Annotated in this window: 26 protein-coding genes; 25 read left to right on the top strand and 1 reads right to left on the bottom strand. The window is 48.5% G+C overall.

All coding sequences use genetic code 11. The features are described 5' to 3' along the window. The first annotated feature begins 282 nt into the window (after nucleotides 1–282). The 18 genes from C7E00_RS08795 to C7E00_RS08710 all read left to right on the top strand — a co-directional run bounded on the left by C7E00_RS08795 (nucleotide 283) and on the right by C7E00_RS08710 (nucleotide 14,544). Nucleotides 283–1,056, top strand: coding sequence for a nuclear transport factor 2 family protein (locus C7E00_RS08795; protein WP_105303936.1), 774 nt, complete (start codon nucleotides 283–285; stop codon nucleotides 1,054–1,056). Nucleotides 1,057–1,303: 247 nt separating this feature from the next. Next, on the top strand, nucleotides 1,304–1,645 hold the full coding sequence (locus tag C7E00_RS16500; RefSeq protein ID WP_338022643.1) for an Rrf2 family transcriptional regulator: 342 nt from the start codon (nucleotides 1,304–1,306) through the stop codon (nucleotides 1,643–1,645). Beyond that, entirely contained in the window at nucleotides 1,612–2,232 is a 621-nt protein-coding gene (locus C7E00_RS08785) for a 4Fe-4S binding protein (protein WP_105303935.1), read from the top strand. The genes C7E00_RS16500 and C7E00_RS08785 overlap by 34 nt, the downstream gene beginning before the upstream one ends. A 3-nt stretch (nucleotides 2,233–2,235) precedes the next feature. Beyond that, nucleotides 2,236–3,042, top strand: coding sequence for a protein-ADP-ribose hydrolase (locus tag C7E00_RS08780; protein WP_204378599.1), 807 nt, complete (start codon nucleotides 2,236–2,238; stop codon nucleotides 3,040–3,042). Next, a complete protein-coding gene (locus C7E00_RS08775; protein ID WP_239928549.1) occupies nucleotides 2,993–4,009 on the top strand; it encodes an SIR2 family NAD-dependent protein deacylase in 1,017 nt (338 codons plus the stop codon). Before C7E00_RS08780 ends, C7E00_RS08775 begins: the two co-directional genes overlap by 50 nt. A gap of 149 nt (nucleotides 4,010–4,158) precedes the next feature. Next, the gene (locus C7E00_RS08770; protein ID WP_105303933.1) at nucleotides 4,159–5,388 is read left to right on the top strand and encodes an ATP-binding protein; all 1,230 of its coding nucleotides are present in this window, start codon (nucleotides 4,159–4,161) and stop codon (nucleotides 5,386–5,388) included. Nucleotides 5,389–5,414: 26 nt separating this feature from the next. Further along, nucleotides 5,415–5,600, top strand: a complete 186-nt coding sequence (locus tag C7E00_RS08765) for an SIR2 family NAD-dependent protein deacylase (protein WP_105303932.1) — start codon at nucleotides 5,415–5,417, stop codon at nucleotides 5,598–5,600. Nucleotides 5,601–5,687: 87 nt separating this feature from the next. Then, complete coding sequence (locus tag C7E00_RS08760) at nucleotides 5,688–5,897, top strand: type IV toxin-antitoxin system AbiEi family antitoxin domain-containing protein (RefSeq protein ID WP_135358194.1); 210 nt, start codon at nucleotides 5,688–5,690, stop codon at nucleotides 5,895–5,897. A 41-nt stretch (nucleotides 5,898–5,938) separates the two neighbouring features. Beyond that, nucleotides 5,939–6,340 carry an ATP-binding protein gene (locus tag C7E00_RS08755; protein WP_204378598.1) on the top strand — a complete coding sequence of 134 codons (402 nt, stop codon included), beginning with the start codon at nucleotides 5,939–5,941 and terminating at the stop codon, nucleotides 6,338–6,340. A 550-nt stretch (nucleotides 6,341–6,890) separates the two neighbouring features. After that, the gene (locus C7E00_RS08750) at nucleotides 6,891–9,041 is read left to right on the top strand and encodes a diguanylate cyclase domain-containing protein (RefSeq protein ID WP_105303930.1); all 2,151 of its coding nucleotides are present in this window, start codon (nucleotides 6,891–6,893) and stop codon (nucleotides 9,039–9,041) included. 121 nt (nucleotides 9,042–9,162) lie between these two features. After that, nucleotides 9,163–9,489: a dihydropteridine reductase gene (locus C7E00_RS08745; protein ID WP_105303929.1), complete on the top strand. Its 327-nt coding sequence runs from the start codon at nucleotides 9,163–9,165 to the stop codon at nucleotides 9,487–9,489. A 120-nt stretch (nucleotides 9,490–9,609) separates the two neighbouring features. Further along, on the top strand, nucleotides 9,610–9,861 hold the full coding sequence (locus C7E00_RS08740) for a hypothetical protein (RefSeq protein ID WP_105303928.1): 252 nt from the start codon (nucleotides 9,610–9,612) through the stop codon (nucleotides 9,859–9,861). A gap of 176 nt (nucleotides 9,862–10,037) precedes the next feature. Next, a complete protein-coding gene (locus C7E00_RS08735; protein WP_105303927.1) occupies nucleotides 10,038–10,586 on the top strand; it encodes a GNAT family N-acetyltransferase in 549 nt (182 codons plus the stop codon). Between the two features lie 77 nt (nucleotides 10,587–10,663). After that, complete coding sequence (locus tag C7E00_RS08730) at nucleotides 10,664–11,281, top strand: uracil-DNA glycosylase family protein (protein WP_105303926.1); 618 nt, start codon at nucleotides 10,664–10,666, stop codon at nucleotides 11,279–11,281. Continuing rightward, nucleotides 11,272–11,874, top strand: coding sequence for a cyclase family protein (locus C7E00_RS08725; protein ID WP_105303925.1), 603 nt, complete (start codon nucleotides 11,272–11,274; stop codon nucleotides 11,872–11,874). The genes C7E00_RS08730 and C7E00_RS08725 overlap by 10 nt, the downstream gene beginning before the upstream one ends. Next, entirely contained in the window at nucleotides 11,871–12,536 is a 666-nt protein-coding gene (locus C7E00_RS08720; RefSeq protein WP_105303924.1) for a DUF1287 domain-containing protein, read from the top strand. The genes C7E00_RS08725 and C7E00_RS08720 overlap by 4 nt, the downstream gene beginning before the upstream one ends. 237 nt (nucleotides 12,537–12,773) lie before the next feature. Continuing rightward, on the top strand, nucleotides 12,774–13,085 hold the full coding sequence (locus C7E00_RS08715; protein WP_105303923.1) for a hypothetical protein: 312 nt from the start codon (nucleotides 12,774–12,776) through the stop codon (nucleotides 13,083–13,085). A 163-nt stretch (nucleotides 13,086–13,248) separates the two neighbouring features. Continuing rightward, nucleotides 13,249–14,544, top strand: coding sequence for a C1 family peptidase (locus C7E00_RS08710; protein ID WP_167836537.1), 1,296 nt, complete (start codon nucleotides 13,249–13,251; stop codon nucleotides 14,542–14,544). Nucleotides 14,545–14,825: 281 nt separating this feature from the next. Here C7E00_RS08710 and C7E00_RS08705 read toward each other — a convergent pair whose 3' ends face one another. Continuing rightward, nucleotides 14,826–17,834, bottom strand: a complete 3,009-nt coding sequence (locus tag C7E00_RS08705) for an EAL domain-containing protein (protein WP_105303921.1) — start codon at nucleotides 17,832–17,834, stop codon at nucleotides 14,826–14,828. A 262-nt stretch (nucleotides 17,835–18,096) separates the two neighbouring features. On the opposite strand from C7E00_RS08705, the gene C7E00_RS08700 reads away from it, so the two are divergent. From C7E00_RS08700 to C7E00_RS08670, 7 genes are all read left to right on the top strand, one after another. After that, the gene (locus C7E00_RS08700) at nucleotides 18,097–18,549 is read left to right on the top strand and encodes an Rrf2 family transcriptional regulator (protein WP_105303920.1); all 453 of its coding nucleotides are present in this window, start codon (nucleotides 18,097–18,099) and stop codon (nucleotides 18,547–18,549) included. 89 nt (nucleotides 18,550–18,638) lie between these two features. Next, the gene (locus C7E00_RS08695) at nucleotides 18,639–19,592 is read left to right on the top strand and encodes a ketopantoate reductase family protein (RefSeq protein WP_105303919.1); all 954 of its coding nucleotides are present in this window, start codon (nucleotides 18,639–18,641) and stop codon (nucleotides 19,590–19,592) included. An 80-nt stretch (nucleotides 19,593–19,672) separates the two neighbouring features. Further along, a complete protein-coding gene (locus C7E00_RS08690; protein WP_105303918.1) occupies nucleotides 19,673–20,083 on the top strand; it encodes a peptide deformylase in 411 nt (136 codons plus the stop codon). Between the two features lie 12 nt (nucleotides 20,084–20,095). After that, the gene (locus C7E00_RS08685; protein WP_105303917.1) at nucleotides 20,096–20,911 is read left to right on the top strand and encodes a macro domain-containing protein; all 816 of its coding nucleotides are present in this window, start codon (nucleotides 20,096–20,098) and stop codon (nucleotides 20,909–20,911) included. A 79-nt stretch (nucleotides 20,912–20,990) separates the two neighbouring features. After that, nucleotides 20,991–21,635, top strand: coding sequence for a vWA domain-containing protein (locus tag C7E00_RS08680; protein ID WP_105303916.1), 645 nt, complete (start codon nucleotides 20,991–20,993; stop codon nucleotides 21,633–21,635). A 14-nt stretch (nucleotides 21,636–21,649) separates the two neighbouring features. Continuing rightward, entirely contained in the window at nucleotides 21,650–22,516 is an 867-nt protein-coding gene (locus C7E00_RS08675; RefSeq protein WP_105303915.1) for a LysR family transcriptional regulator, read from the top strand. 37 nt (nucleotides 22,517–22,553) lie between these two features. Then, complete coding sequence (locus tag C7E00_RS08670) at nucleotides 22,554–24,002, top strand: PTS transporter subunit EIIC (RefSeq protein ID WP_204378597.1); 1,449 nt, start codon at nucleotides 22,554–22,556, stop codon at nucleotides 24,000–24,002.

Raw genomic sequence — 24,002 nt, 5'->3', positions numbered from 1 at the left:
TTCAAGGGCAATCCGGCTCAAAAAGTGTGAGAGTTGAGTTGCTGCGAGAGATGTCACTATGTTGAGCTGCCAAGTTAGATGTTGGGGAGTTGTGGCTGTGAGATAGATATCAGAACAAATAATAAATTCCGGACGCATAAAAAGGGTCCGGAAATTTTACTTGAAAAAATAGATGTAATTATTGACATTACAATTGCAGCGTGCTATATTACGCTCATCAGATGAAACCATTGTGGTTACAACTGATGAAATCATTAGTGACAATCTAAGGAGGATACCATCATGACAAAGAAAGAAAAGGCACTGGCACTTATCGGCACATTCGCAAACGGTGATACCGCAAAGGCAAAGGAGCTTCTTGCTCCCGGCTACATTCAGCACAACCTCGCTTATGGCACAGGCGCTGACGCTTTTGCAGGCAGCGTTGCCTTTCTTGCATCCGCTCCCGTTAAGACTACTGTCAAGAACATTCGTGCATTCGAGGATGGTGACAAGGTGTTCCTGCAGACTATATATAACTTCGCAGGAGCCGGAGAACAGGTCGCCTTTGACATCTTCCGTTTTGATGCTGATGGCAAGATCGCCGAGCATTGGGACAATCTCGCGGCCAAGGCAGAACCAAATCCGTCCGGTCATACTCAGATTGACGGCTACGATTCGCTGGAAGACCTCGATAAGACTGAGGAGAACCGTGATATCATCAAGAACTTCCTTCATGATGTAATGCAGGGCAAGGCTCCCGAAAAGACACCTTCCTACTTTGACGGTGACACCTATATTCAGCACAACACAGGAATTGCTGACGGCCTTTCCGGCCTCGGCGCTGCTCTGGAGGCACTTGGAAAGCAGGGCATTCAGATGATCTATGAGAATATCCATCAGGTTCTTGCACAGGGCAATTATGTACTGGCCGTTTCCGAGGGTACCTTTGGCGGAACTCCTACTTCCTACTACGATCTGTGGAGGATTGAGAACGGCAAGGTGGTAGAGCATTGGGATGTCATGGAAACCATTGCTGATAAAGAGACATGGCAGAACCAGAACGGCAAATTCTAATATAACCAGCAAAATTACAGCATGTGTGATGCAGAATGGTAGCCTGAGGTGGTTTATATGCAGATATCGAGCAGAGTTACGGTGGCTTTACATATTTTCACCTGTGTGGATACGTTTAAGGATGAATATAAGGTTACGAGTGATTTTCTCGCGGGAAGTATAGGAACCAATCCGGTCATCATTTGAAAAATACTTATACAGCTGCAGAGTGCAGGGTTTATCACAGTAGCAAGGGGAACCTGGCGGAATCTCGCCAACAAGAGAACTGTCGGATATATCCTTTTATGATGTATATCCGGCTATAGAGCCTGTTGAAGGCGGAGATTTATTCAGGTTTCATGAAAAACCGAGTCCGGAATGTCCGGTAGGACGAAACATCCATGCTCTTTTGGATGACAAGCTGAAAAACATTCAGAATGCTATGGAAGATGAAATGAAAAAGTACACCATAGCGGACTTGAGGACAGGAATGCAGGACATTCTGACAAAAAACCTGACAAAACGGGACTCCGGGGAAGACAGCGTCGGAGTCCTTTTGAACAGGAGGTATTTAATGTGGAAGCAAAAAACTATCTTGACTATATTGTGAATGAAATACATCGAACAATTGTAGCCACTGTCGATGACGAGTGCCTTCCGGTGACGGCAGCAATCGACATGATGGACAGTGATGAAAATGGGTTGTATTTCCTTACCGCAAAGGGCAAAGGCTTTTATGACAGACTGAAGAAAAGAGAATTTCTTGCCCTGACTGCGATGAAAGGCGAGGATACCATGAGCAGCGTGGCTGTTTCTATCCGTGGAAAAGTTCGGGAGCTTGGATATGAGAGGATTCCGGAACTGTTCGAGAAAAATCCGTATATGCGTAAGATATATCCAACAGAGGAGTCTATGCATTCTCTGACGGTGTTTCAGATCTATGAGGGCAGCGGTGAGTGGTTTGATCTTTCCAAGAAACCGATCGAGCGTGTCTCCTTTACCTTTGGCGGAGCAGAGAAAAAGGCAGAGGGATATTTCATTACTGATGCCTGCATCGGCTGTGGAAATTGTGCGGCAGTCTGTCCGCAGGGCTGCATCATGACAGATAGTAGTCCCTATGTTATCGAGCAGGAACACTGCCTGCATTGTGGGAACTGCATGACGAAATGTCCTGCAGGTGCGGTGGAAAGAAGGTAAAGTATGAATGAGAAAATGACACAAGATCAGCGGCTGGATTATCTCGTAGAGGAATTTAAAACAGATTCTGTTCAATATAAAGATTTGGAAACGCCTAAAGACACCGAAGGAAAACGACGCATTCTTCGATCGCTTATGAACATCCGTATGCCGAAGGCTTTTTCAGATGATGTACTCGCTGTTCAGGATGAATATCTGAAAGGTAGAGCAGAAGAAAAAGGTATCGTACGGCTTTCAGATATCCCGGAAATCCGCGATGGTCTATCTGTTTGGCAGGGTGATATCACAAGGCTTGCTGTGGATGTTATCGTCAATGCTGCAAATTCTCAGATGCTGGGCTGCTTTGTTCCGATGCACGCTTGCATTGACAACTGCATTCACACTTTTGCCGGAGTCCAGCTCCGAGCAGAATGCAGCAGACAGATGAATCAGCTGCGAATCAAATACGGCAGAGATTATGAGCAGCCGACTGCTGTTCCTATGCTGACGGATGCCTACAATCTTCCAGCAAAGAAAATTATTCATATCGTCGGCCCGATTGTGCAATATGAGCTGAAGCCGGAACTTGAGAAGGATTTGGCGGACTGCTACCTGAACACTTTGGATATGTGTCTTAATCAGAATTTGAAAAGCGTGGCGTTCTGCTGTATTTCTACCGGTGAATTTCGCTTTCCGAACAAACGAGCGGCGGAGATTGCGGTACAAACGGTGAACGATTGGATGAAAAAGCATCCGGGCAGTATGGAAAGGGTAATCTTTGATGTTTTTAAGGATGAGGATAAAAAATACTATGAAGAACTTATACGATGAAATGCCGAACGGTTATCAGGAGAGCATTCAAAAGGGACTTAGTGCGGTGCGTTATTTCAGCAGAAATATGACATTCGAAACAGGTTCTAAGGAGGAACGACTCTCTGGATTAAAGAAAGAGATCGAAGAGGCAGATGCTATTGTGGTCGGAGCGGGTGCCGGACTTTCTACTTCCGCCGGACTGACCTATAGCGGAGAGAGATTTGAAAGGTCCTTCTTTGATTTTGCAAGAAAGTACGGCATCCAGGATATGTATTCCGGCGGTTTCTATCCCTTCCCCGATGAAGAAACACGCTGGGCGTGGTGGGCAAGGCATATCTATTTCAACCGATATATTGATGCACCGAAGCCTGTCTATAGGGAACTGCTCTCACTTGTGAAAGATAAGGATTATTTTGTTGTTACAACGAACGTAGATCACCAGTTTCAGAGAGCAGGATTCGATAAAAGGCGTCTGTTCTACACCCAAGGAGACTATGGACTTTTCCAGAGCGCCAATTCATCCGTGCAGAAAACCTATGATAATGAAGAATGGGTAATGAAAGCAATGGAGGCTCAGGGGTTCATAAGGGACGAGAATGGGGTGTTTCAGGTTCCGGAAAGTGGTGAACTGAAAATGAAGATTCCGGTATCGCTCATTCCGAAATGTCCAGATGATGGTTCGGATGTTACTATGAATCTTCGTGCGGATGATTTCTTTGTCGAGGATGAAGGGTGGCACAGAGCGTCTGCGGCATATGCGGACTTCCTGCTTAAGACTAAGAATCTTCAGGTTCTTTATCTGGAGCTTGGCGTAGGATCCAATACACCGGTCATCATCAAGTACCCCTTCTGGCAGTACACAAAGGAGAATCCGAATGCCTTCTATGCCTGCATCAACAAGGGGGAGGCGTACTGCCCGGAGGAGATCGCGGAGAGATCCGTGTGCATTGACGGGGATATCGGGGAAGTGCTGAAGAGTCTTTGATCCAGAGTGGGTTTCCTTTGAAAATTGAGGTTTAACGCATCAGAATTTGATAAAAATGAAAAATATGACGCGTTAACTCACACTTTTCCGCCGCCTATGGTATGATGAGTATGAGATCTATATAAATGCAATAAGGAAAGGAATACAAAATGGACCTGTATACTCGTGAGAAGTATCTGAAAAAAATCAGAGGGTTCTACCGGAGCAACGATATTATCAAGGTCATTACAGGTGTGCGCAGATGTGGTAAATCAACGTTGATGAAAATGATCGCTGACGAGCTGAAAGCGCAGGGAGTACCGGCGGATAGAATCCTCTATCTGGATTTGGACCAGCGCAAATACAGAAAAATCAAAACAGCAGATCAACTGGAAAATCTCATTGCTGCTGGGATTCATGAAGAGGAGCAGAATTACATCTTTGTAGATGAGATTCAGAATGTGAAGGGATTTGAAGAGGTTATAAATGGTTTTCGGGAGGATGGTAACTGCTCCATTTTTATTACGGGATCCAATTCTTACCTGCTTAGCGGAGAACTTGCTACAAAGCTGACAGGCAGATATATAGAATTTGAAATGTTCACGCTGACATTTGAAGAATATGAGCAAATGAAAGCGTTTTATCACGTGCAGATTAGTGACAATCCGATGATAGAACTTCAGAATTACATTCTGGAAGGCGGTTTTCCGAGAGCTGTGTTGATTGACAATCTGGAAGATAAGCGTCGTTATACTGAGAGCGTGGTACAGGAGATTTTTGAAAAAGATATACGGCATCGGGTTAAGATCAGAAACCGGGAAAGCTTTGAGACCGTTCGCCAGTATCTGATTAACAATTTCGGCGCAACGACAAGCGTTTCCAATCTGCAGAGGGATCTTGAGAAAAATGGACAGAAGATAACCAGACAGACGCTGGCGAGATATATTCAGGCGTTGGTGGATGCGAAGGTTCTGTATGAGTGTAATCGTTTCGATTTGAAGTCCCGCAAATCCATAGCCGGTGAGAAAAAGTATTACCTAAGCGATCTGAGTTTTTACTTCGCACTGAATACAGATAACCGGATTAATTTCGGACCCGTACTGGAAAATATTGTCTATTTCTATGCGAGAAGTATGGGGAGCAAGGTCAGCGTTGGCAGGATCGGTAAGCTTGAATGTGATTTTATCATGCGTGATGCGGCGATGAATTATTCCTACGTGCAGGTTGCATACACGATTGCAATGAGCAGGGAAACGGAAGAGAGAGAATATAAACCGCTGGAGATGATCCGGGATAATTACCCAAAATACGTTATTACGACGGACTATCTGCTTCAGAAAAGAAATGGTATCCAGCATGTAAATTTGATGGATTTCATGAAGGCAGAAAAAACATTCTGAAAGATTTGTATTGAAGATCAGAACTGGTGTGCAATAAATTAAATACCCCGATCATCATAAAGTACCCCTTCTGGCAGTACACGAAGGAGAATCCGAAGGCTTTCTATGCCTGCATCAACAAGGGCGAGGCGTACTGCCCAAAGGAGATTGCAGACAGGGCCGTGTGCATTGATGGGGATATTGGAGAAGTATTACAGAAGCTGATGGCATAGCAGTCTCAGAAGGCACAGTAGACAATTGAATCGAAATATCGCATGGTATCGATATAAAAGTAAACGTTATTTGGAAAGGAGATATCCGTGCCGATCAATCCAATTGTTATGAAAAATATAAAGGAAAATCACAACATCATAACGACAAAGCAGGTCATGAAACTGGGGTTTTCCAAGGCACTGCTTCCAAAGTATGTGAGGGAAGGTCTGATGGAGCGAGTGCGGCAGGGTGTTTATATCCTTGCCGGGAAAAGTCATGATGATATGTATACGATATTGCTGGCAGCGATACGGTGATGCAATGTGGTGTTTTCAAAGGATCAACAAATGCAGTTTTTGTGGATCGCAGAGAGTATTCCGGTCCGCTCTGGCTGCAGGTTGATAATGCGGTTCAATATGTCCTTCGCAATATTCACTTGGGCGCAAAGTTTGTTGGCATCTACCGGCAGGATGTTTATGAGATCCCACCGGATAGTATCCGTGAATTGGTTGTAAATGCGGCAGTTCATCGCAGCTATCTGGATCATAACAATACGCAGATTGCGGTGTATGATGACAGGCTCGAAATCACGTCGCCGGGTAAGCTGCCAATGGGTCAGACCATCGAACGGATGAAAAAGGGATATTCCAGAATCCGAAATGAGGCTATCGCCAATGCTTTTGCATACATGCATCTGATTGAACACTGGGGGAAGCGGGATTCCGAGAATTATTCGGGAAGTGCAGGAGGAAGGACTTAAGGCACCGGAATTTATTGGCGGTGAGGTGGATCTGAGAATCAACATTTACCGGAAACAGAATGACAATAATGCCTCAGATGCAATTCATACTGACACAGAAACAGGAAATACCAGCCAAGAAACTGACTAAGAAAAGATAAATACTAGCCAAGAAACTAACCAAGAAAACCAAAATACTAGTATAGAAACTGGTGCTGAAACGGTAAATACTAGTGAAAAAAATTAAATACTAGTATAGAAAAAAGCGCAGTCGAGTGGAATGCTTCCCTGTTAAAGAGAACGCTTAATGATCAGAAATTCGGAAGAACATTTAAGAAGATAATTTCTGTAACAGTTTCTGATATGAGACTGTATGTTTGCTGGTCAAAAAAGCCGATATGAAGGTGCATGTCCGTGTTGACATGGACGAGTACGAAAGGATTAAAGGCGGTAAGAGGTAAAGCATAGCAAGCAGAATCGATATTAGGTATGTTGTATAGAGATCGCCCCGGCAAAATTGGGACGGTCTTTTTTATGAAATACTGCGAAAAATAATAATTTCTTCGGATGCTTGCCTTGTTTTGGAATCTGGCTGACAAGATATCTGGAAGTCAATGATGAATTATTATCCTATTTCGGCAGGAAGACAAAAGAAGAAGTGATCGGGAGCACGCTGCAGGAACTTGGGATTCTTGTGGATGAAGAAGAATTCCGGCAGATGGAGAAGCGGGTTCTGGAACATGGGGAAACGATTCATTATCATCTGACACTGGCGGTTTCCGGCGTCTGCCAGATGCTGCCTATTACGGTATTCCCATGGTATCAGGGCAATCGGATTGCGGGAACCGCAGGGTATGTTCATAGCTGGGAAAAAGCAAAAGAAGACTCTTTTACAAAGGACGGAATGACAGGACTTCTGAATGCCTACGGATCCCTGCTTGCAGCAAATGCCCATGATGCGGCTTTCCGGAACAGCGGGCAGGAATATGAAGCGATCTATCTTTCTCTGCATGATGCACTGCGGATCAGCCGAGCGTACGGAGAGGAATTCTTTGATAAGGCGGTTCGCATGGCAGCAGATCTGATCAGGAATGCACATCTCCCTGACGGAACGTCTGCTGCTCATCTTCCTGGTTTCCGCTTTCTGCTGATCGGACCGCAGGCGCATGGTCAGAAACTGCTGGATGCGGCAGAGAAGGTCCGGAATGGAATGCAGGAAATTGACGAGATTGATGGAGTGGGCTGTCATTTCTCTCTGGATCTCAGCATTGCATATGGGTCGGAGACTTCAGGACCGGCAGCTTTGATGATCCTTCTGGAAAACAGAATCGAAAAGCAGAATCGCACTTTCAGATCAATTCGCGAAGCTGATGAGCAGCGCCGAAGTCTCAATTTATCACCGGAGCTGCTGGAAACGTCCCCGCAGCGGATCGTGATGGTTGATATGGAGAGTCTTGATCTTCTGTTTGTGAACAAGGCAATGAGGCGTGATCTGCATCTGCCCGAGGATTACAGCTATGAAGGAAAGAAGTGCTATCAGGTTCTGCAGGGCAGGGATACGCCGTGTGAGTTCTGCCGGAACAGCACGCTGCCTTCAGATCGGTTTGTCACGAAGTCCGAGAAGTTCATTTCCAGCGGGAATACGTATGACACGAGGAATGTGATCCTGCCATGGCGGGGAAGAATGGTACGGCTGTACATCTGCACGCCGGCCGCGGATCATGCAAGCACTGCGCAGCTGAATAACCTTCTGAATGATGAGCTGTGGGCGAATGAGTCGATTACAGCAGGAATGGCCGAGAAGGATCCTGGGACCGGCATCAATAAGACAGTCAGCCAGATCGGATGGAACCTGCAGTCAGACCGGCTGCTTGTCTTTGAAGAACGGGATGAGCGGACCGTGCATTGCACGTATGAATGGTGTGTTCCTGGGCAGATGCCGGTCAAGGACGAGCTTCAGAGTGTGCTGCGTTCCAGACTGGAACCGCTGTATCAGCAGTTTCAGGATAATAAAGTCCTCATCATTGCCAATTATCCTGCTTACTGCCGGAAACATCCCGGGTTCTGGCTGCCGCTGGAAGGGATCCGCAATGTGATTTCAGGACACCTTGCAATTGCAGGACAATCGCTTGGATTCACGCTGGTCCTGAATGTCAGCGAGAATGAGCTCCATCGAGCTGGCTATGTGCTGCATACGCTGACGGATTTCATTGCGGTAATGATTCAGAACCGGAATAACCTGGCTGGGGCACTGGAACTCAGTGAAAAAGATCCGATGACCGGTGTCGGCAACCGGGCTGGTCTTCAGGCTTATCTGAATGCGCGCACATCGGAAGAAACCATCGCGCTGATCGCCGGCGATGCAAATGGGCTTAAGGAAGTCAATGATACGAAAGGACATCTGGCAGGGGATGAGATGATCTGCAGGATTGCTGAGATTCTTGTGAAGTATGCAGACCGCGATCATGTATTCCGGATGGGCGGCGATGAATTCCTGGTGATCCGGGAAGGCATGGATGAGGCAGGCGCAAGGCACCTGATTCAGACGATCCGGGAAGCCTGTGAAAGCATGGGTCTGAGCATCTCACTTGGCTATGCAGTGCATCATGGCAATCTGGATGACATTGATGATCTCCTGAAAAAAGCAGATCAGTCCATATACGAAGACAAGGGACGTCACTATCATCGCCGGGCGAGTGATCAGAGTGAGGAACAGCAATGATTCTCTCTTCCTGGCGAGAGTCTGCAAGGAGATGAACTCAACACTTTTCTTCCTAGGTGTTGTTCAGTCCTGTCTTTTTATCGGGTTTAATAGGGTCATCTGAGGAAGGAGACAGAAACATATGAATACAGATAAGATCTGCGCAGAACATCTCGCAAATGAATATGCACCGAAAGATAACTCAAAAGTGATTGCGCTCCGCAAGCTTGATGCGAAGGCAAAGCTTCCTGCCACAGTATTTGGTTATACGTTCGGCATTCTCTCTGCCATGGTGTTAGGAGCAGGAATGTGCCTTTCCATGAATGTGATCGGTGACGGCACTGCAGCAGCGTTCTGGATCGGAGTCATTGCCAGAATTGCAGGTCTGGCTGGAATGGCTGCCAATTATCCGATTTACAGGAAATGCTGGAAAAAGGAGAGCAGAAGAAAGGCGGTGAATTCCATCTGAACAGAAGTGAAAGCTGATATTTTGCAACCGCAGAGAGAATGGATCAGGCTTTTCTTCATCTGCTCGAAAAGTAAGATTTTGCCTATATCACAGTCAAGGAGACGTGCGAAGCTGCCGGGGGTGAATCGTTCTACGTTCTATCTGCATTATGAAACGGTGAATGATCTGCTGAATGAAAGCATCGAATTCATGAAACGGGAGTTTTCAAAAGAGATGACTCAGAATGCGGATGCGATTGTGCCAAAGCCATGCACATGTCCCGAAGAGGAACTGTATCTCGTGACACCGGCTTATCTGAAGCCATATCTCGACTATATTCATACGGCAGGAGATGGAAATCATGCTGGCGAAGCAATGATCAGGATGATTTGATGAAAGGTTCTCTTTCGATTCGATGTGCATCATGAGATTGCTGAACGGGGATCACATGCAGATGTGGTCTCCGTTTTCTAGAGATCTAAGGTACAATCTTCATGGAAAACGATTGAATCGGCAGTGTGGAAAAGATGCCTCAGTGAGGATTGCGCAGGTCGTGAAGGGGACGAAGAATGAGAGTTGAATCCGATAATTTTCTGGATCGGTATGGGCATGAAGTAGTTCTCAGAAATGCGGAACCAAGCGATGCTGCTGTTCTGATCAGATATCTGAAAGATACAAGCTCAGAAACTCCATATCTGATCCGTGAGCCGGAAGAGGTTTCTCTTTCCGAAGAACAGGAACAGAAAATCATTCAGAGAAAGATCGATGCAGAAAGAGAACTGATGCTGGTGGCGATTGCGGATGGAAGACTTGCCGGGGCCTGTTCGCTGATGAGGATGGCAGAGCTTATGAGATTCCGGCATCGGTGTGAACTTGCCATCGCGTTATACCAGAAGTACTGCGGAAAAGGAATCGGGAAAAGAATGATGGAAGTACTTCTGGATGCTGCCGAGAAAGCAGGGTATGAACAGGCAGAACTGGAAGTGATCGCTGATAATGAAAGGGCGATCGCGCTCTATGAAAAACTGGGATTTCAGAAGTACGGAACTTTCCAGGATTATATGAAATACAGAGACGGAACTTACGGGGATGCCTTCTGGATGATGAAAAAGCTCTGATCGCGATGTCTATGGAAGGCTGCAGTTCCCTTTTGAGAGGGACGGCTGATTTACTATCTTGCAAGGTGCAGAACACTATGAAAACGTTAGAACAGGTGATTCAGAATATTGAACAGGACCCGCGCAACCGATCTTATACTGAACGGCATATTCCGCCGATTTTTCAGATTCATGAACATGCAAGGATTCTGATTGTCGGACAGGCTCCGGGAAGAAAAGCAGAAGAATCTCTGATTCCATTTCATGATATTTCCGGGAAGGTTCTGATGGAATGGCTGGGAATGAGCCCTGAGGAGTTCTACGGGCCGGATACGAGTATCATGCCGATGGATTTCTATTACCCTGGAAAGGGCAGAAGCGGAGATCTTCCGCCGAGATCCTTCATTGCGGAAACGTATCATGCGGACTTGCTTGCCTTAATGCCGGAGATCGAACTGACCGTGCTGATCGGACGCTATGCTTGTGCATATTATCTGAAAAGCCGTCAGAAACAGAACCTGACTGAAACCGTGCGGAATTATCAGGAATATCTTCCGGAATATTTTCCCATCACGCATCCGAGTCCGCTGAATCAGAGATGGAGAAAGAATCATCCGTGGTTTCTCGATGAGACAATCCCGGCTCTGAAAGAACAGGTTGCTTTTATCAGACAAGAGAATCAGAAAGAAACAGAAGGGAGAATCAAATGCTGGTAGATATTTCATTGCAAATCACCCCTCAGATGGTTATGGATGCACAGGGCAATGAAAAGAAAGCCATAGCTGGACATCTTGGCACGCACTTCGATGTCATGAACAAAGAGTTTCCCCTGGAATATACCAGAAGAGCGGGAATTGTCTTTGACGTAAGCAGCGTGGAAGGCAGGGACATCGAGGAATCTGATATTGCGATTGACGCAGTCTCGAAAAATATGTTCGCGGCCTTCTGCACCGGCTATATCGAACGGGTCGGATATGGAGGAAAGAAGTATTTTACTGATCATCCTCAGCTGTCCGATCATCTGATCGAGGCTCTGGTTCAGAAGGAAGTATCGATCATCGGCATTGACGGTCCTGGCGTACGAAGAGGAAAAGAACATGTGCAGAAGGATCAGTACTGTGCAGATCATGGGGTGTTTATTACAGAGAATCTCTGCAATCTGAAATTGCTGTGCGGAAAGAAGAATCTGATCATCAATACTTATCCGATGAGCTTTGCTGGGATGACAGGACTGCCCTGCAGAGTGATTGCAGAATTCCAAGCGGATCAGGAATCCGGCTTGGCAGAAAGCAGAGCGTGCAGTCTATGACGAATCATAGGAATCTCAGAAGAATCCTGCTGAGTGCGGCAGCGGCTGTGCTGATCATCGCTGCCTTCTTTTCTCTGTTCCTGAAGAACCATACCTCTTCTGCCCGGCTTCCGGATCGCTGTCGTGACAAGATTTCTGCCTATTTCAGCCAGACTGATGAAGACAAAGACGGGATCGATGATCAGACAGATATTCTGCAGAGTGCCCTTCGGTATACTGAAACACATCCGAGCTATCAGAGCAGATACTATGCCGGGGGATATCCAGATGATGGGTACGGAGTATGCACGGACCTCGTTGCTGCGGCATTGAAAGGAGCAGGCTATGACCTAAGGGTGCTGGTCGATCAGGATATCCGTCAGAATCCTCAGGACTATGAGGTGGAAACACCGGATGCCAATATCGATTACCGGAGGGTGAGAAATCTTCAGGTATGGTTCAGAAATCATGCGATACCATGCAGTATGGATCTGAATGAGATTGAAGACTGGCAGGGCGGTGATATCGTCATCTTCCGGAATCATATCGGGATTGTATCAGATCATAGAAATGCAGAGGGAATTCCGTATGTGATTCACCATAGCGGGCCATTCCAGCGCCGCTATGAAGAAGATATCCTGGAACATCGCAATGATCTCATCGGGCATTATCGGATTTCATAAATGGGTCGTCTTTGCATCTAAGAGGCAGTCTGCTCAGACATCGGAAGAAGGATCCTGCTCTCAAACAGGGAGATCAGATGATCTCATCAGGATAGAAGAATTTGAAAACAGGTCCGGGAAACTCTATCCTGCAGCATAGGTGCAGGATCATTGCGGTCAGCATCATAATGACGTAGACTCTTTATCTGAACTGAATGCGGTTCATCTTCTGCATTCAGGAGACAGGAGGACCAGATTATGGAACTGAAGGAGTTCACAGAGAAGGAACAGAAGGAAATACAGGCCGGCTTATCGACGGCAGAGATCAGCGACAAGGAAGCTGCAGACAAGATTCTTGCCCTCGTGCCGGAAGAATGGATCAGAAAGATTCCGTTCTTCGTGAGAAAGCATGCGACTACCAAGACCATCGAGCGCATTGCTGCACAGTATCCTGAGCTATATGCGGTCGCAAAGAAGCCGGGAGAACTTCCGGAAAAGGAAAGGGAGGAACTCCGGAAGATCATCACCGATATTTTCCAGGAGAAAATGAAGAAGCATAACATCAGATAAAACAACGGAATCAGAGAGGATCCTCTGATCTTCGGATTCTGTTTCATCGGTGACTTGCGTCAGAAGATGGAGGAACTGAATGACATCTTCTCAGGTTCCTTTTCTGTCAGATTGCGGTATTCTGAAAGACAGAAAGTCTTCAGAGAAGACATGGAGGAAACAAATGTCAGTGCTGACACCAGAGCGCCTATCAGAATTGCAGAATTCCATCACGGAGCAGGATCGGATTCTTTCGGCTGCGGCAACTCATGAAGATGTCATGAAGCTTGGCTGCGATGATCGCAAAGCAGCGATGCTGCATATGGCTTTCAATATTGAAATTGAGCATCATGGGATTACCGCCCAGAAACAGAGCGGAAGATGCTGGCTGTTTTCTGCGCTCAATGGTCTGCGGGAAACCGCAGCATCGAAGATGGGCGTTGAGACCTTTGAGTTCTCAGAGAACTATCTTGCGTTCTACGACAAGCTGGAGAAAGCAAATAACTGGCTGCAGATGGCGGCCGATACCGCCGAGGAACCGATTTCTTCCAGAGCGGTTCAGTACCTGTTCCATGGCATCCAGGATGGCAATGTCTGGGATCAGGTGCGTGGGCTGATCATGAAATACGGACTCGTTCCGAAAGAAGTCATGCCAGAGACGTGGGCTTCTGAACATACTGCTTCGGCTAACCAGCTGACCAACCGCATTCTGAGGAAGAAGGCTGCCGAGCTGCGGGCAGCTAAGCCGGAAAAAAGAGAAGCGATTATTCAGGACGGGATGAAGCAGATCTACCGTCTGGAATGCATCCTGTTCGGGGAACCAGTACAGACTTTTGATTATGTGTGGCGTGATCGGAATAATCAGATTCATGAAGTGAAGAATCTGACGCCGAAGTCATTCTATCAGACTTATGTTGGCACGGATCTCTCGGAATATGTTCATGTGATTTCAGAGCCCACTTCTTATGAGCCGATGCATGTGTGCATCGTATCGCATGATAACGGCACGATGGCAGAGAACAACCGGGTGCGTCTGAATCTTCCGTATGAAGAGCTTGAAGCATTATGCATTGCGCAGCTCAAAGCTGGCATGCCTGTCTGGATTGGTCTGGATTCCAGAGCGTATTCCAGCCGGGAGGAAGGGATCTTTGATCCGGACTGCTTCGTGCTTTCACAGTGCTTCGGAGATCTTTCCATGAGCAGAAAGGATCTTCTGGAAACTGGGGAAAGTTCTGCGGTTCATAATGTCCTTCTGATCGGAGTGCATCTGGATCAGGACGGAAAGCCGCTTCGCTGGAAGATCGAGAATTCCTGGGGAAAAGAGAGCGGAAAAGATGGCCTTTATGCATGCAGTGAGAACTACTTCCGCACGTATGTCTTTGAAGCAGCGGTTCATCAGGATTTCCTGAATGAAGAACAGAAAGCGGATCTGAAGAAAGAACCTGTGGTACTTCATCCATGGGAGCTTCCTCTGATGTGATCGGAAGACAGAAATACGGATTATGCCGGCTGGCGGATTTTCACCGGCCGGTTTTTCATGCCTGTCTTATGATAATCATGAAGTTTTCTGACAGCAGAATTTAGAGAAAAACGGCGTAAACCCCAGGTGCTTCAGCCCTGGGCAGCTCAAAGAATGAACTGATTCAGAATTCCTGCTGGGGCATAGAAATATCGTCCTCTTCTTTCTTCTGTATGACAGAAAGGGAAAGAAAAAAGCACTGTACCTGAAACAGCACAGTGCATTTCCTATCAGAAACAGGATCAGGACTCTGCCCGATCCAGGCAGGCAGACTGGTTCTTGCCATGCTTCTTGGCTTCATACATCGCATGATCGGCGTTCGTGATCATGTCATGATAGTCGCCTGGAATGGAGGTGTAGCCAGCTGAAGCGGTGACGGAGATTTCCTGTCCGTCCGAGAGAATGATCTCCTGAGTGCGGATCAGTTCAAGCATGGAACTGACCGTTTTGCTGACATTCTCTTCCGGGCTGCGGAAGAGGCCGACGATCTCTTCACCGCCGAAGCGGTAGAACGTGATCTTATGCTGCAGGCCGAAATCGGTGAGCTTCTCGCCGAGAATTTTCAGGCAGCGGTCTCCGGCATCGTGACCGTACGTATCATTGACGAGCTTGAAGTTATCCAGGTCCAGCATCACGACTGCAGTGACCGGACTTCTTTCCTGTTCTTCTGCTTTCTTCAGGAAGTCATGCAGGTCAAGTCTGCTTCCAAGTCCCGTCAGATAGTCATAGCGGCGGTCGCGGTCCGCCTGCTGGTACAGCTCCATCGTCTCATCGATTCTCTGTCTCAGCTGGTCTTTCTCGAGGTTTTCTTTCTGGCGTTCGCGTTCTATTTCTTCGATGTGTGCTTTCTCCTTGGAGATATCGACGCCATAGATGATGCTTTCAGTATGGCCGGTTTCCGGATTCTCGATCAGATGCGCGGTGATGCGGGACCATCTGATGGAACGGTCATCATAGTAGGATTCTGTCTCTAACAGAATCTGATGGCGGTGTTCTGCTTTTGCCCTGAGCTGAGCTTCGCGGCTGAACGTATCGAAGAACCGTTTCTGTCCTTCTTCGTCCGGGACAAAGGAGGCGATCTGATGAATGAGCGTATTCACATCGCTCATATTCTGCATGTTTCTTGCGTTCTGGGCATTGCCGCCGGAACTCAGCCAGCGGTCTTCGGTCAGATCGACATGGAAGACGCCCTGGCCCTCTGGAATGCATTCGAGGATGCCGCGGATCTGATCCGCATAGCGATGCTGGGCTTTCTTAGTATCCGTGATGTCTCTCCCGTACTCCATGAATACCTTCCTGCCATTCCAGGTGGTATATCTTGCTTTCAGAGAGAATACATGTGCACCATCATCCACTTCGATTTCTTTCTCATTTTCACTGCCCATCTGCTTCATCGGACAGTGTCCGCATGGTGCATTGAATCCGAGCATGTACTGATAGCAGCGTGCTCCTTTATAGGGAAGATCCGGATGCCCGGAAATTTCGAGCGTCATCTGATTGGCATAGACCATGCTGTAGTCTTCCGGATGACATACCTGGATGAACATGCCGGAATGATCGACCAGGTCCATGAGATTCTTCATATCCATCCTGCCAGGATCGTTCTGATCAAACGAACGCAGAGTATGCGTCTCGGCGATTTCTGCGGCGGAGAGATATTCGAGAAAGTGCTGCTCGCTGAGCGGCTTCGAATAATAGTATCCCTGGATGAAATCGCAGCCATGTTCTTTCAGATAGTTCAGCTGGCTTATGGATTCCACTCCTTCAGCTACGGTGGTCAGTCCGAGGTTATGGCACATCGTGATCGTGGATTCGATGACTGCCCGGATCGAAGGCTTCGTCTCGATCTGATCGATGAATGACTTATCGATCTTCACCGTATCGAACGAATAGTTTCCGATCATGCTGAGAGAAGAATAGCCGCTGCCGAAATCATCAAGCAGGATTCTGGCACCGATCTGACGGATCTGGTTCAGAAGATAGGAACAGTTCTCACCTAAGACCGCGACTGATGTCTCCGTGACTTCATAGCTGATCGAATCTGCCGGGAGCGTGCTGTCTTCTGCCATCGTGAACAGGTCATTCATGAATGCATTGTTGTAGAAATCCTGACGGGATAGATTCACGGAAACCGGAACCATGGGCTGCTTCTTCGCTCTGAGATATTCCTGGAAGGAATACACATGCTGAAGCACATACTGATCCAGCTGGGTGATGAAGCCGCTGCTTTCCAGGGCCGGAATGAATCTGCCCGGCAGAATGAATCCCCGGCGGGGATGATTCCATCTCACCAGTGCTTCAGCTGCACACAGTTTTCCGGTAGAAGCTTCGATGATGGGCTGGTAGTATACCTGGAATTCCTTATTGGCCAGGCTGTTGGCAAAGCCGGAGAGGATCTCGGCCCGGTCTACATACTTCTCCCGCATGTCCGGAGTGAATACGGCATACGTATTGTATTCTCCCGGACCTGCAGACTGCTTGGCAATGATGGTCCAGTCAACCATCGTGGAAACCGATGCAGCATTCTCCTCCACGTAGTAGATGCCGCAGCGCAGGTGCAGATGAACAACCCGGCTGTCCTTGACCCAGTCCAGGTTCAGAAGGAAGCTGAGCTGTTCTTCTTTCAGACAGCTCTTCGGCACGAGAAACAGGAACCAGTCAGATTCGATGCGGGCAGAAACAGCCGGCTTCAGCCAGCTGTGAGCAAGAAACTGATAGACAAAGCGCAGCACCTGATCGCCGCCTTCGGTTCCGAAAGTCTCATTGATTGCCTTGAAGTTGCGGATATCGAACAGGATCATCGCATAATCGGTCTTGTTTCTTCTGGAGAAGATCCGTTCCGTCTCACGGATGAATCCTTTGCGGGTAGATCCGTCAGTCAGGGTATCGAAGTATTCCTGGTCGAGGAGCTTCTCCAGTTCTTCTCTGGTACGGGGAAGCTTTGCGGCGATCGTCTCGCTTTCGCCGACCGTGCTAATGACTAAAGCATGGCCGAGCTGACCATCGGGCAGATTGATTTCAACCGCATCAACGGTCTCATAGATGCGGCGGATCGGATCCATGTAAGTCTGCGGACCCTGCACATGATTAGCAACCGGACAGGGCGGACATGGTTCATTCCGGTTCATCAGGCACTGGTAGCATTTCTTCCCGACTTTCAGAGAAGGGTAAAGATCCAGGATGGTCTGATTCACGGCGATCACATTATAATTTTCATCAATCACATAAGTTCCTGAGGATTTGCTGCTCATATGGAATCTCCTCGAATCTCCTGCATGTGCATTCTCTGAAAGAAAATCGATCCAGTCTGAGTCAGCCTGGTCTGAGAAGATTCAGATGTATGTACCTCAGTATTGTAATTAACGGGGAAACATCAGTCAATTCACCATAGGGGGATGCTGACCATGCATTCATATGCGGAAATTCTGCAGGGAAAGAGCTGGTCAGAATCATGGAATTTGCCTCTCAGAAAAGGACTTCATGCGTTAAAATAAGACAAGAAGGTAAGAAGACATGCAGATATCAACCAAGTTCACGATTGCGGTTCATATGCTGGTCGCAGCGGAAGTATTCGGAAAAGATGAGAAGATCACCAGCCAGTTTCTCGCTGCCAGCATCGGGTCGAATCCGGTGATTGTGAGAAATATCATGCTGCAGCTGCAGGATGCAGGCATCATTGAGGTGAAGAGGGGTCCTGGCGGCATCACGCTGACCCGGCCGCTTTCGGAGATCACTTTCCTGGATCTCTACAAGGCAGTGGAGACGAACAGCGAGGAAGATCTGTTCCGCTTTCATGAGAACCCGAATCCGAACTGTCCGGTCGGGAAGAATATCCATAAAGCCCTGGATCGTTCCTTGCAAGAAATCCAGCATGATTTCGAGCAGGACCTGGCTTCTCATAATGTCGGGGAAGTCTATGACGGGATCGAGAAGGAACTGAAGAAAGGGAAACGGAAAGGAAAATAACCGGCTCCTGGCAGTCTGTCAGGAGTTTTTTCTGCATTTTCTGCTCGCGTTCGTGTATCATAGGCACATTGCAGCAGGGAGGATTCAGTATGGAAATCCGGAAAGTGGCATTGCTCGGCGCCGGAGCAATCGGCGGGGATATGGTCTGGGGAATGCAGAATTCCCTGAAGGACAATCTCGTCATAGTCGCAGAAGGAACACGGGCAGAACGCCTAAGGAAAGAGGGCATGAAGATCAATGGAGAACATTATGATCTTCATGTGCAGAGTGCAGCAGAAGCATCAGATGCGGATCTTCTGATTGTGGCGGTCAAATATACCGGTCTGAAGGATGCGATGGCAGATATCGTCCGGATTGCCGGAAGGAATTCCGGACATACGGTATCCGGAAATGAACGGACCATGGTGCTGAGTCTGCTCAATGGCATCGATTCGGAAGAGCTCATTGCAGAACAGATCGGCTGGGAACCGATCGTGAATGCATACATGACGATCGTCTCCCATCGCACCGGCAATGAGATTGAGATCTATCATCCGGAGGGACCTGATGGGCTCTGGTACGGAGACCGGAATACCCCGGAGAAGACAGAGGCCTGTGAGGTTCTGGAGCAGTTCTTTGCGACAACCAGGCTGCATACTGGTTTTGTGCCGGATATCCTGAAGCGTCAGTGGACGAAGTTTATCCGGAACATTGCCTACAATCTTCCTCAGGCGGTACTTGGAACCGGACTTGGCGCCTACAGCGACAGCGAGCATGCGCTCTGGTATTCCATGAAGCTGGAAGAAGAAGGACGGAAGGTTGCTGCAGCATATGGCATAGAGATCGGACCTCTTCCGAGAGGTTCCTACCGCTATACGCCGGCAACGAGATATTCCACGCTGCAGGATCTGGATGCGAAACGTCCGACGGAGATTGACATGTTCTGCGGCGTGCTGATGAAGAAGGCTGCAGAAAAAGGCATACAGGTCCCGGCCGCAGAGTGCACATACCATATCATCAAGGCACTGGAGGAAAAGAACGAAGGCCGCTTCGATTATGAATAAGAGGATGTCCGGACTCGGACATTTTCTTTTCCGGTTTCCGCTATACTGAATGCATAGAAGTATGATTGGAGGAATGATTCATGATCCGTCCCATTGATCGAGATCCGGTGTTTCTTTCGGTTCCGTCTTCACTGGCTGGAAAAGAAGACCTGGCGATCGTAAGAGATCTGCTGGATACGATGGCTGTGCATGAGCAGGACTGCCTGGGCATGGCTGCGAATATGATCGGCTTTCAGAAGCAGATCATCTGCGTCCGGAATGGTCTGGTTCTCGTGACGATGATCAATCCGATGATTGTCCGGAAACAGGGACCCTATGAAGCAGAAGAAGGGTGTCTTTCGCTTTCCGGCACCAGGAAGACCAGGAGATTCCAGAAGATCACCGTGAAGTATCAGGATGCATTCCTGAAGCCGCATCAGCAGGAGTTTTCCGGTCTTGTGGCAGAAGTGATCCAGCATGAGTGCGATCACCTGAAAGGAATTCTGATCTGAGGGAGAACGAAGATGCCATTTCTGATTGTGCGAAAGCCGCAAAAGACAGATGCAATCATCCGGCTGCAGAATGAGGACGATCTTCCAGATTCTGCAGAGCATGTCATTTCCGCCTCTGTGCCGTTCTATGATTCCGGTTCTCCCCAAGAAAGCGAGTGCCGGTTGGAATCTGCATATCTGGAAACACTGGAGCAGGCAGAAGAATCACAATGCCGGCGCATTGCGATTCCCATGAGTTCTGCATTGAGATGCGGATATCCTGCAGAGGTGAGTTTTGAAGCTGCAGAATCTGCTGCCCGCAGGTTCCTGGAAGATCATGACCTGATGATTTATCTGGTCCGGGAACGGCCTGCAGCAGAGAAGAGGGATGCTCAGCTGGAGGCGTTTCTCTCTCTGAATCTGGAACCAGAGATGATGTCAGCCTGTGCGCTTCCGGAAGGAAGAATTCTCCTGGAAGAGGATGACGTCGATGATGCGGTCAGACATCTCGATGAGTCATTTCAGAGTGCATTGTTCCGGATCATCGATGCGAAAGGTCTTACGGATGCGGAAGTATATCGGAAAGCAAATCTTGACCGCAGGCTGTTTTCGAAGATCCGTTCGCAGAAAGACTACCGGCCGGGCAAGCGCACGATTCTGGCATTATGCATTGCGCTGAAGCTGAGCCGGGAAGAGACGGAAGATCTGCTGGAAAAGGGCGGATACTCGCTGTCCATGAGCCAGGTGAGCGATGTGATCATTGCATATTTCATCACCCATGGAAACTATGATATCTATGAGATCAACGAAGTGCTGTTCCGCTATGATCAGCAGCTGTTAGGTTCCTGATCGGAAATGTCGCCTGCGAAGCGACCAGCAGAAGGGAGAGTGAGACTATTCTTCAGACAGATCAGAAGGAGGATCTGATATGAAGAAGAATCTCACGGAACTTGTATTCATTCTGGATCGCAGCGGTTCGATGTGCGGGCTCGAGAAAGACACCATCGGCGGCTTCAATGCAATGCTGGAGAAGCAGAAGAAAGAAGCAGGAGAGTGTCTGGTCACGACGGTGCTGTTCAGCGATCGGTATTTACTGCTTCATGACCGGATCGATCTGAGGGCGGTGAAGCCGATGGATGAAACGCAGTATTCGGTCGGCGGGTCCACGGCTCTGCTTGATGCGATCGGATTCACGATTCGGAAGATCTCGGATGCCGAGAAGAATACGGCAGAAGCTTATCAGGCTGAGCATGTGATGTTTGTGATCATCACGGATGGCATGGAAAACAGCAGCAGAGTCTGCAGCCGCAGAGAGATCAGGAATATGATTGAAGCTGAGAAAGAAGCAGGATGGAAGTTCATCTTCCTCGGGGCGAATATCGATGCAGAAGAGACCGCAGAGTCGTATGGCATGGATCGTGCCTATGCGGCAAGCTATACTGCAGATGAAGAAGGCACTGCACTGAATTTCGAGGTTGTGGATAATATGATCGGCGATCTGAGAACCTGCGGGGAAGTGAAACCGGAACGCCTGGAAAAGATCCGGAAAGGTTCGATGAAGAACAGCAGATAGGAAAGGAGCACATCATGCTTGATGAGAAACAGCTGCGCTATTTCATGAAGCTCTATGAAGTCCGCAGCATGCATAAGGCTGCTGAGGAACTTTATATCTCTCAGCAGGGGCTTTCCAAGAGTATTCAGAGTCTGGAAAGCGATCTGAGGGTCAAGCTGTTCCGGCGGAGTGTATCCGGCGTGATTCCGACCGAATCCGGAGATTATTTCTACGAAGAGAGCAGGCATCTGCTGAATTCGTACATGCAGGCAAGAAAGAATGCCAGGCTTCTTGCCGGAGGCAGAGTGCAGCTGAGTTTCCCGTTTGCAGTTTCCCAAATGCGCATGATGTATCCGCTGTGCCAGGAATTCAATGATACGCATGAAGATATCCGGCTTGCCTGGGAAGCTCTGCCGGATCAGGAATGCGAGCATCGGATTCTGATCAACAAAGCGTTCTTTGCGGTGCTGGCTAAGGGAGATACCCCGGACACCTTTGACTTCCGGGAAGTCGGAAAGGACCGCATGGCAGTCATTCCCGGAAAGGATCTGAAGGATGTTCAGAAGCTCACGCTGAGAAATCTGGATGGGAAGAAGATCATCCTGCACGCAGGAATGCAGAACATGAACCGGAGGTTCCGGACACTGTGTCTGGAAGAGGGCATTCACCCGCAGATTCTGGCGACGACCGGAGACTATGGGTTTGCCAGGTATCTTCATCAGGAAGAAGGTGCTTCGATCCTGATTCCGGAACATTACAGGAATGAGGAGAAGGTCATTCCGGTTTCCGGTGCACAGGGAGAACTGCCTGTGGTTATGATCAGGAAGAAAGGGTTTTCACCGAAGGATGTCTATCATACGGTAGAGCAGTGGTTCTTCGGAAAATTCGATGCGATGAAGTGAGCAGGAGCCAGGAGCTTCTGCTTTTCATTCAGAATGAGTGACAACTGAAAGTGGTCATTATACAAAATCTTCCTGCTTTGAAAGCGGTTTAAATCCGATTACATTACGGGTGTTCAAAGAGGGGAAAAAAGACTATGATGCACTGGTAGATGCCATCATCCAGAAAGTAGGCGGTCAGGGGAACGTCTCGCATCTGGAACACTGCTCGACAAGACTGCGTTTCACGATCCGCGATGACAGCAAGGTAGACATGGATGGTCTGAAGAAGACTCCGGGAGTTCTCGGAGTGGTCAGAGCAGCCGGCCAGACCCAGGTCATCATCGGCAATGATGTGATCGAGGCATATGATGCAATCGCAGAGAAAGCAGACTTCACCACCGGCGGAACCGTAGCTGATGATCCGAAACCTGCTGAGAACAACACCAGCATCGGCGGAAAGATTCTTGACTTCATGATCGGCGTCTTCCAGCCGCTGGTTCCGGCAATTGCGGGTGCCGGCATCCTGAAGGCCATTCTGTCTCTGTTCGTTCTGCTTGGCTGGATGAGCTCCAGCGGAGATGTATATTTCATTCTGATGCAGGCAGCAGATGCGGCTCTGTACTTCCTGCCGCTGATGGTTGCAGTGACCATGGCGAGCAAGATCGGCTGCAACCGTGTGACTGCGGTTGCGATCGTCGGTGTCACGCTGCTTCCGAAGATTACTGCGGCCCTTGCGGATGGTCAGACTTTCTTCGGCATCGGCCTGCAGAATATCGCATATGCCTATCAGGTATTCCCGGCGATTCTGACGGTCGGAGTGCTGTATTTCGTTGAAAAGTTCTTCACGAAGATTTCTCCGAAAGCCATCCGGGTATTCTTCGTCCCGATGATGTGCTTCCTGATTGTTTCGCCGCTGGCTCTCTTAGTGCTTGGCCCGCTGGGCTACAACATCGGAACGCTGATCACCTCCGTCATCCTCTGGGTCTATGATACGATCGGCTGGATTGCGGTACCTCTGTTAGCGGCGATTCTTCCGTTCATGATTTCGATGGGCATGCACAAGGCACTGCTTCCGTATGCGGTCAGCGCCATCACGACTGCGGGGGAGGAGATGCTGTATATGCCGGCATCTCTGGCCCACAATATCTCCGAAGGCGGCGCGTGCCTGGCAGTTGCGGTCAAGACTAAGGATGAGAACCTCAGAGCTGCCGCAATCTCGGCAGGCATCTCCGGAATCTTCGGCATTACGGAACCGGCGCTCTACGGCGTCACGCTCCAGCATAAGAAGGCAATGGCCGGCGTCATGATCGGCGGAATCCTCGGCGGAGCCGTGATCGGTCTTGCGCATGTCAAGGCATTCGTTGCGATGGGTCCTGGTCTTGCCGGCATGGCGATGTTCGTCGATCCGGCTAACCCGAAGAATATCGTCTGGGCATTTGCGGGCTTCGGAGTATCTCTGGCTGCTTCGTTTATCGCAACGCTGATTCTGTACAAGGATGAGGCATAA

The organism is Anaerolactibacter massiliensis (assembly GCF_900290205.1).
In the GTDB taxonomy this organism is placed as follows: Bacteria; Bacillota_I; Bacilli_A; order Erysipelotrichales; family Erysipelotrichaceae; genus Bulleidia; species Bulleidia intestinalis.
The sequence above is the reverse complement of the archived record's forward strand: the minus strand, read 5'-3'. Positions and strand labels throughout refer to the sequence as shown.

Coding starts and splice junctions, on each gene's coding strand:
- C7E00_RS08795 (WP_105303936.1), top strand. CDS start 283: ATGACAAAGAAAGAAAAGGCACTGGCACTTATCGGCACATTCGCAAAC.
- C7E00_RS08780 (WP_204378599.1), top strand. CDS start 2,236: ATGAATGAGAAAATGACACAAGATCAGCGGCTGGATTATCTCGTAGAG.
- C7E00_RS08775 (WP_239928549.1), top strand. CDS start 2,993: ATGTTTTTAAGGATGAGGATAAAAAATACTATGAAGAACTTATACGAT.
- C7E00_RS08770 (WP_105303933.1), top strand. CDS start 4,159: ATGGACCTGTATACTCGTGAGAAGTATCTGAAAAAAATCAGAGGGTTC.
- C7E00_RS08745 (WP_105303929.1), top strand. CDS start 9,163: ATGAATACAGATAAGATCTGCGCAGAACATCTCGCAAATGAATATGCA.
- C7E00_RS08735 (WP_105303927.1), top strand. CDS start 10,038: ATGAGAGTTGAATCCGATAATTTTCTGGATCGGTATGGGCATGAAGTA.
- C7E00_RS08730 (WP_105303926.1), top strand. CDS start 10,664: ATGAAAACGTTAGAACAGGTGATTCAGAATATTGAACAGGACCCGCGC.
- C7E00_RS08725 (WP_105303925.1), top strand. CDS start 11,272: ATGCTGGTAGATATTTCATTGCAAATCACCCCTCAGATGGTTATGGAT.
- C7E00_RS08720 (WP_105303924.1), top strand. CDS start 11,871: ATGACGAATCATAGGAATCTCAGAAGAATCCTGCTGAGTGCGGCAGCG.
- C7E00_RS08715 (WP_105303923.1), top strand. CDS start 12,774: ATGGAACTGAAGGAGTTCACAGAGAAGGAACAGAAGGAAATACAGGCC.
- C7E00_RS08710 (WP_167836537.1), top strand. CDS start 13,249: ATGTCAGTGCTGACACCAGAGCGCCTATCAGAATTGCAGAATTCCATC.
- C7E00_RS08705 (WP_105303921.1), bottom strand. CDS start 17,834: ATGAGCAGCAAATCCTCAGGAACTTATGTGATTGATGAAAATTATAAT.
- C7E00_RS08700 (WP_105303920.1), top strand. CDS start 18,097: ATGCAGATATCAACCAAGTTCACGATTGCGGTTCATATGCTGGTCGCA.
- C7E00_RS08695 (WP_105303919.1), top strand. CDS start 18,639: ATGGAAATCCGGAAAGTGGCATTGCTCGGCGCCGGAGCAATCGGCGGG.
- C7E00_RS08690 (WP_105303918.1), top strand. CDS start 19,673: ATGATCCGTCCCATTGATCGAGATCCGGTGTTTCTTTCGGTTCCGTCT.
- C7E00_RS08685 (WP_105303917.1), top strand. CDS start 20,096: ATGCCATTTCTGATTGTGCGAAAGCCGCAAAAGACAGATGCAATCATC.
- C7E00_RS08680 (WP_105303916.1), top strand. CDS start 20,991: ATGAAGAAGAATCTCACGGAACTTGTATTCATTCTGGATCGCAGCGGT.
- C7E00_RS08675 (WP_105303915.1), top strand. CDS start 21,650: ATGCTTGATGAGAAACAGCTGCGCTATTTCATGAAGCTCTATGAAGTC.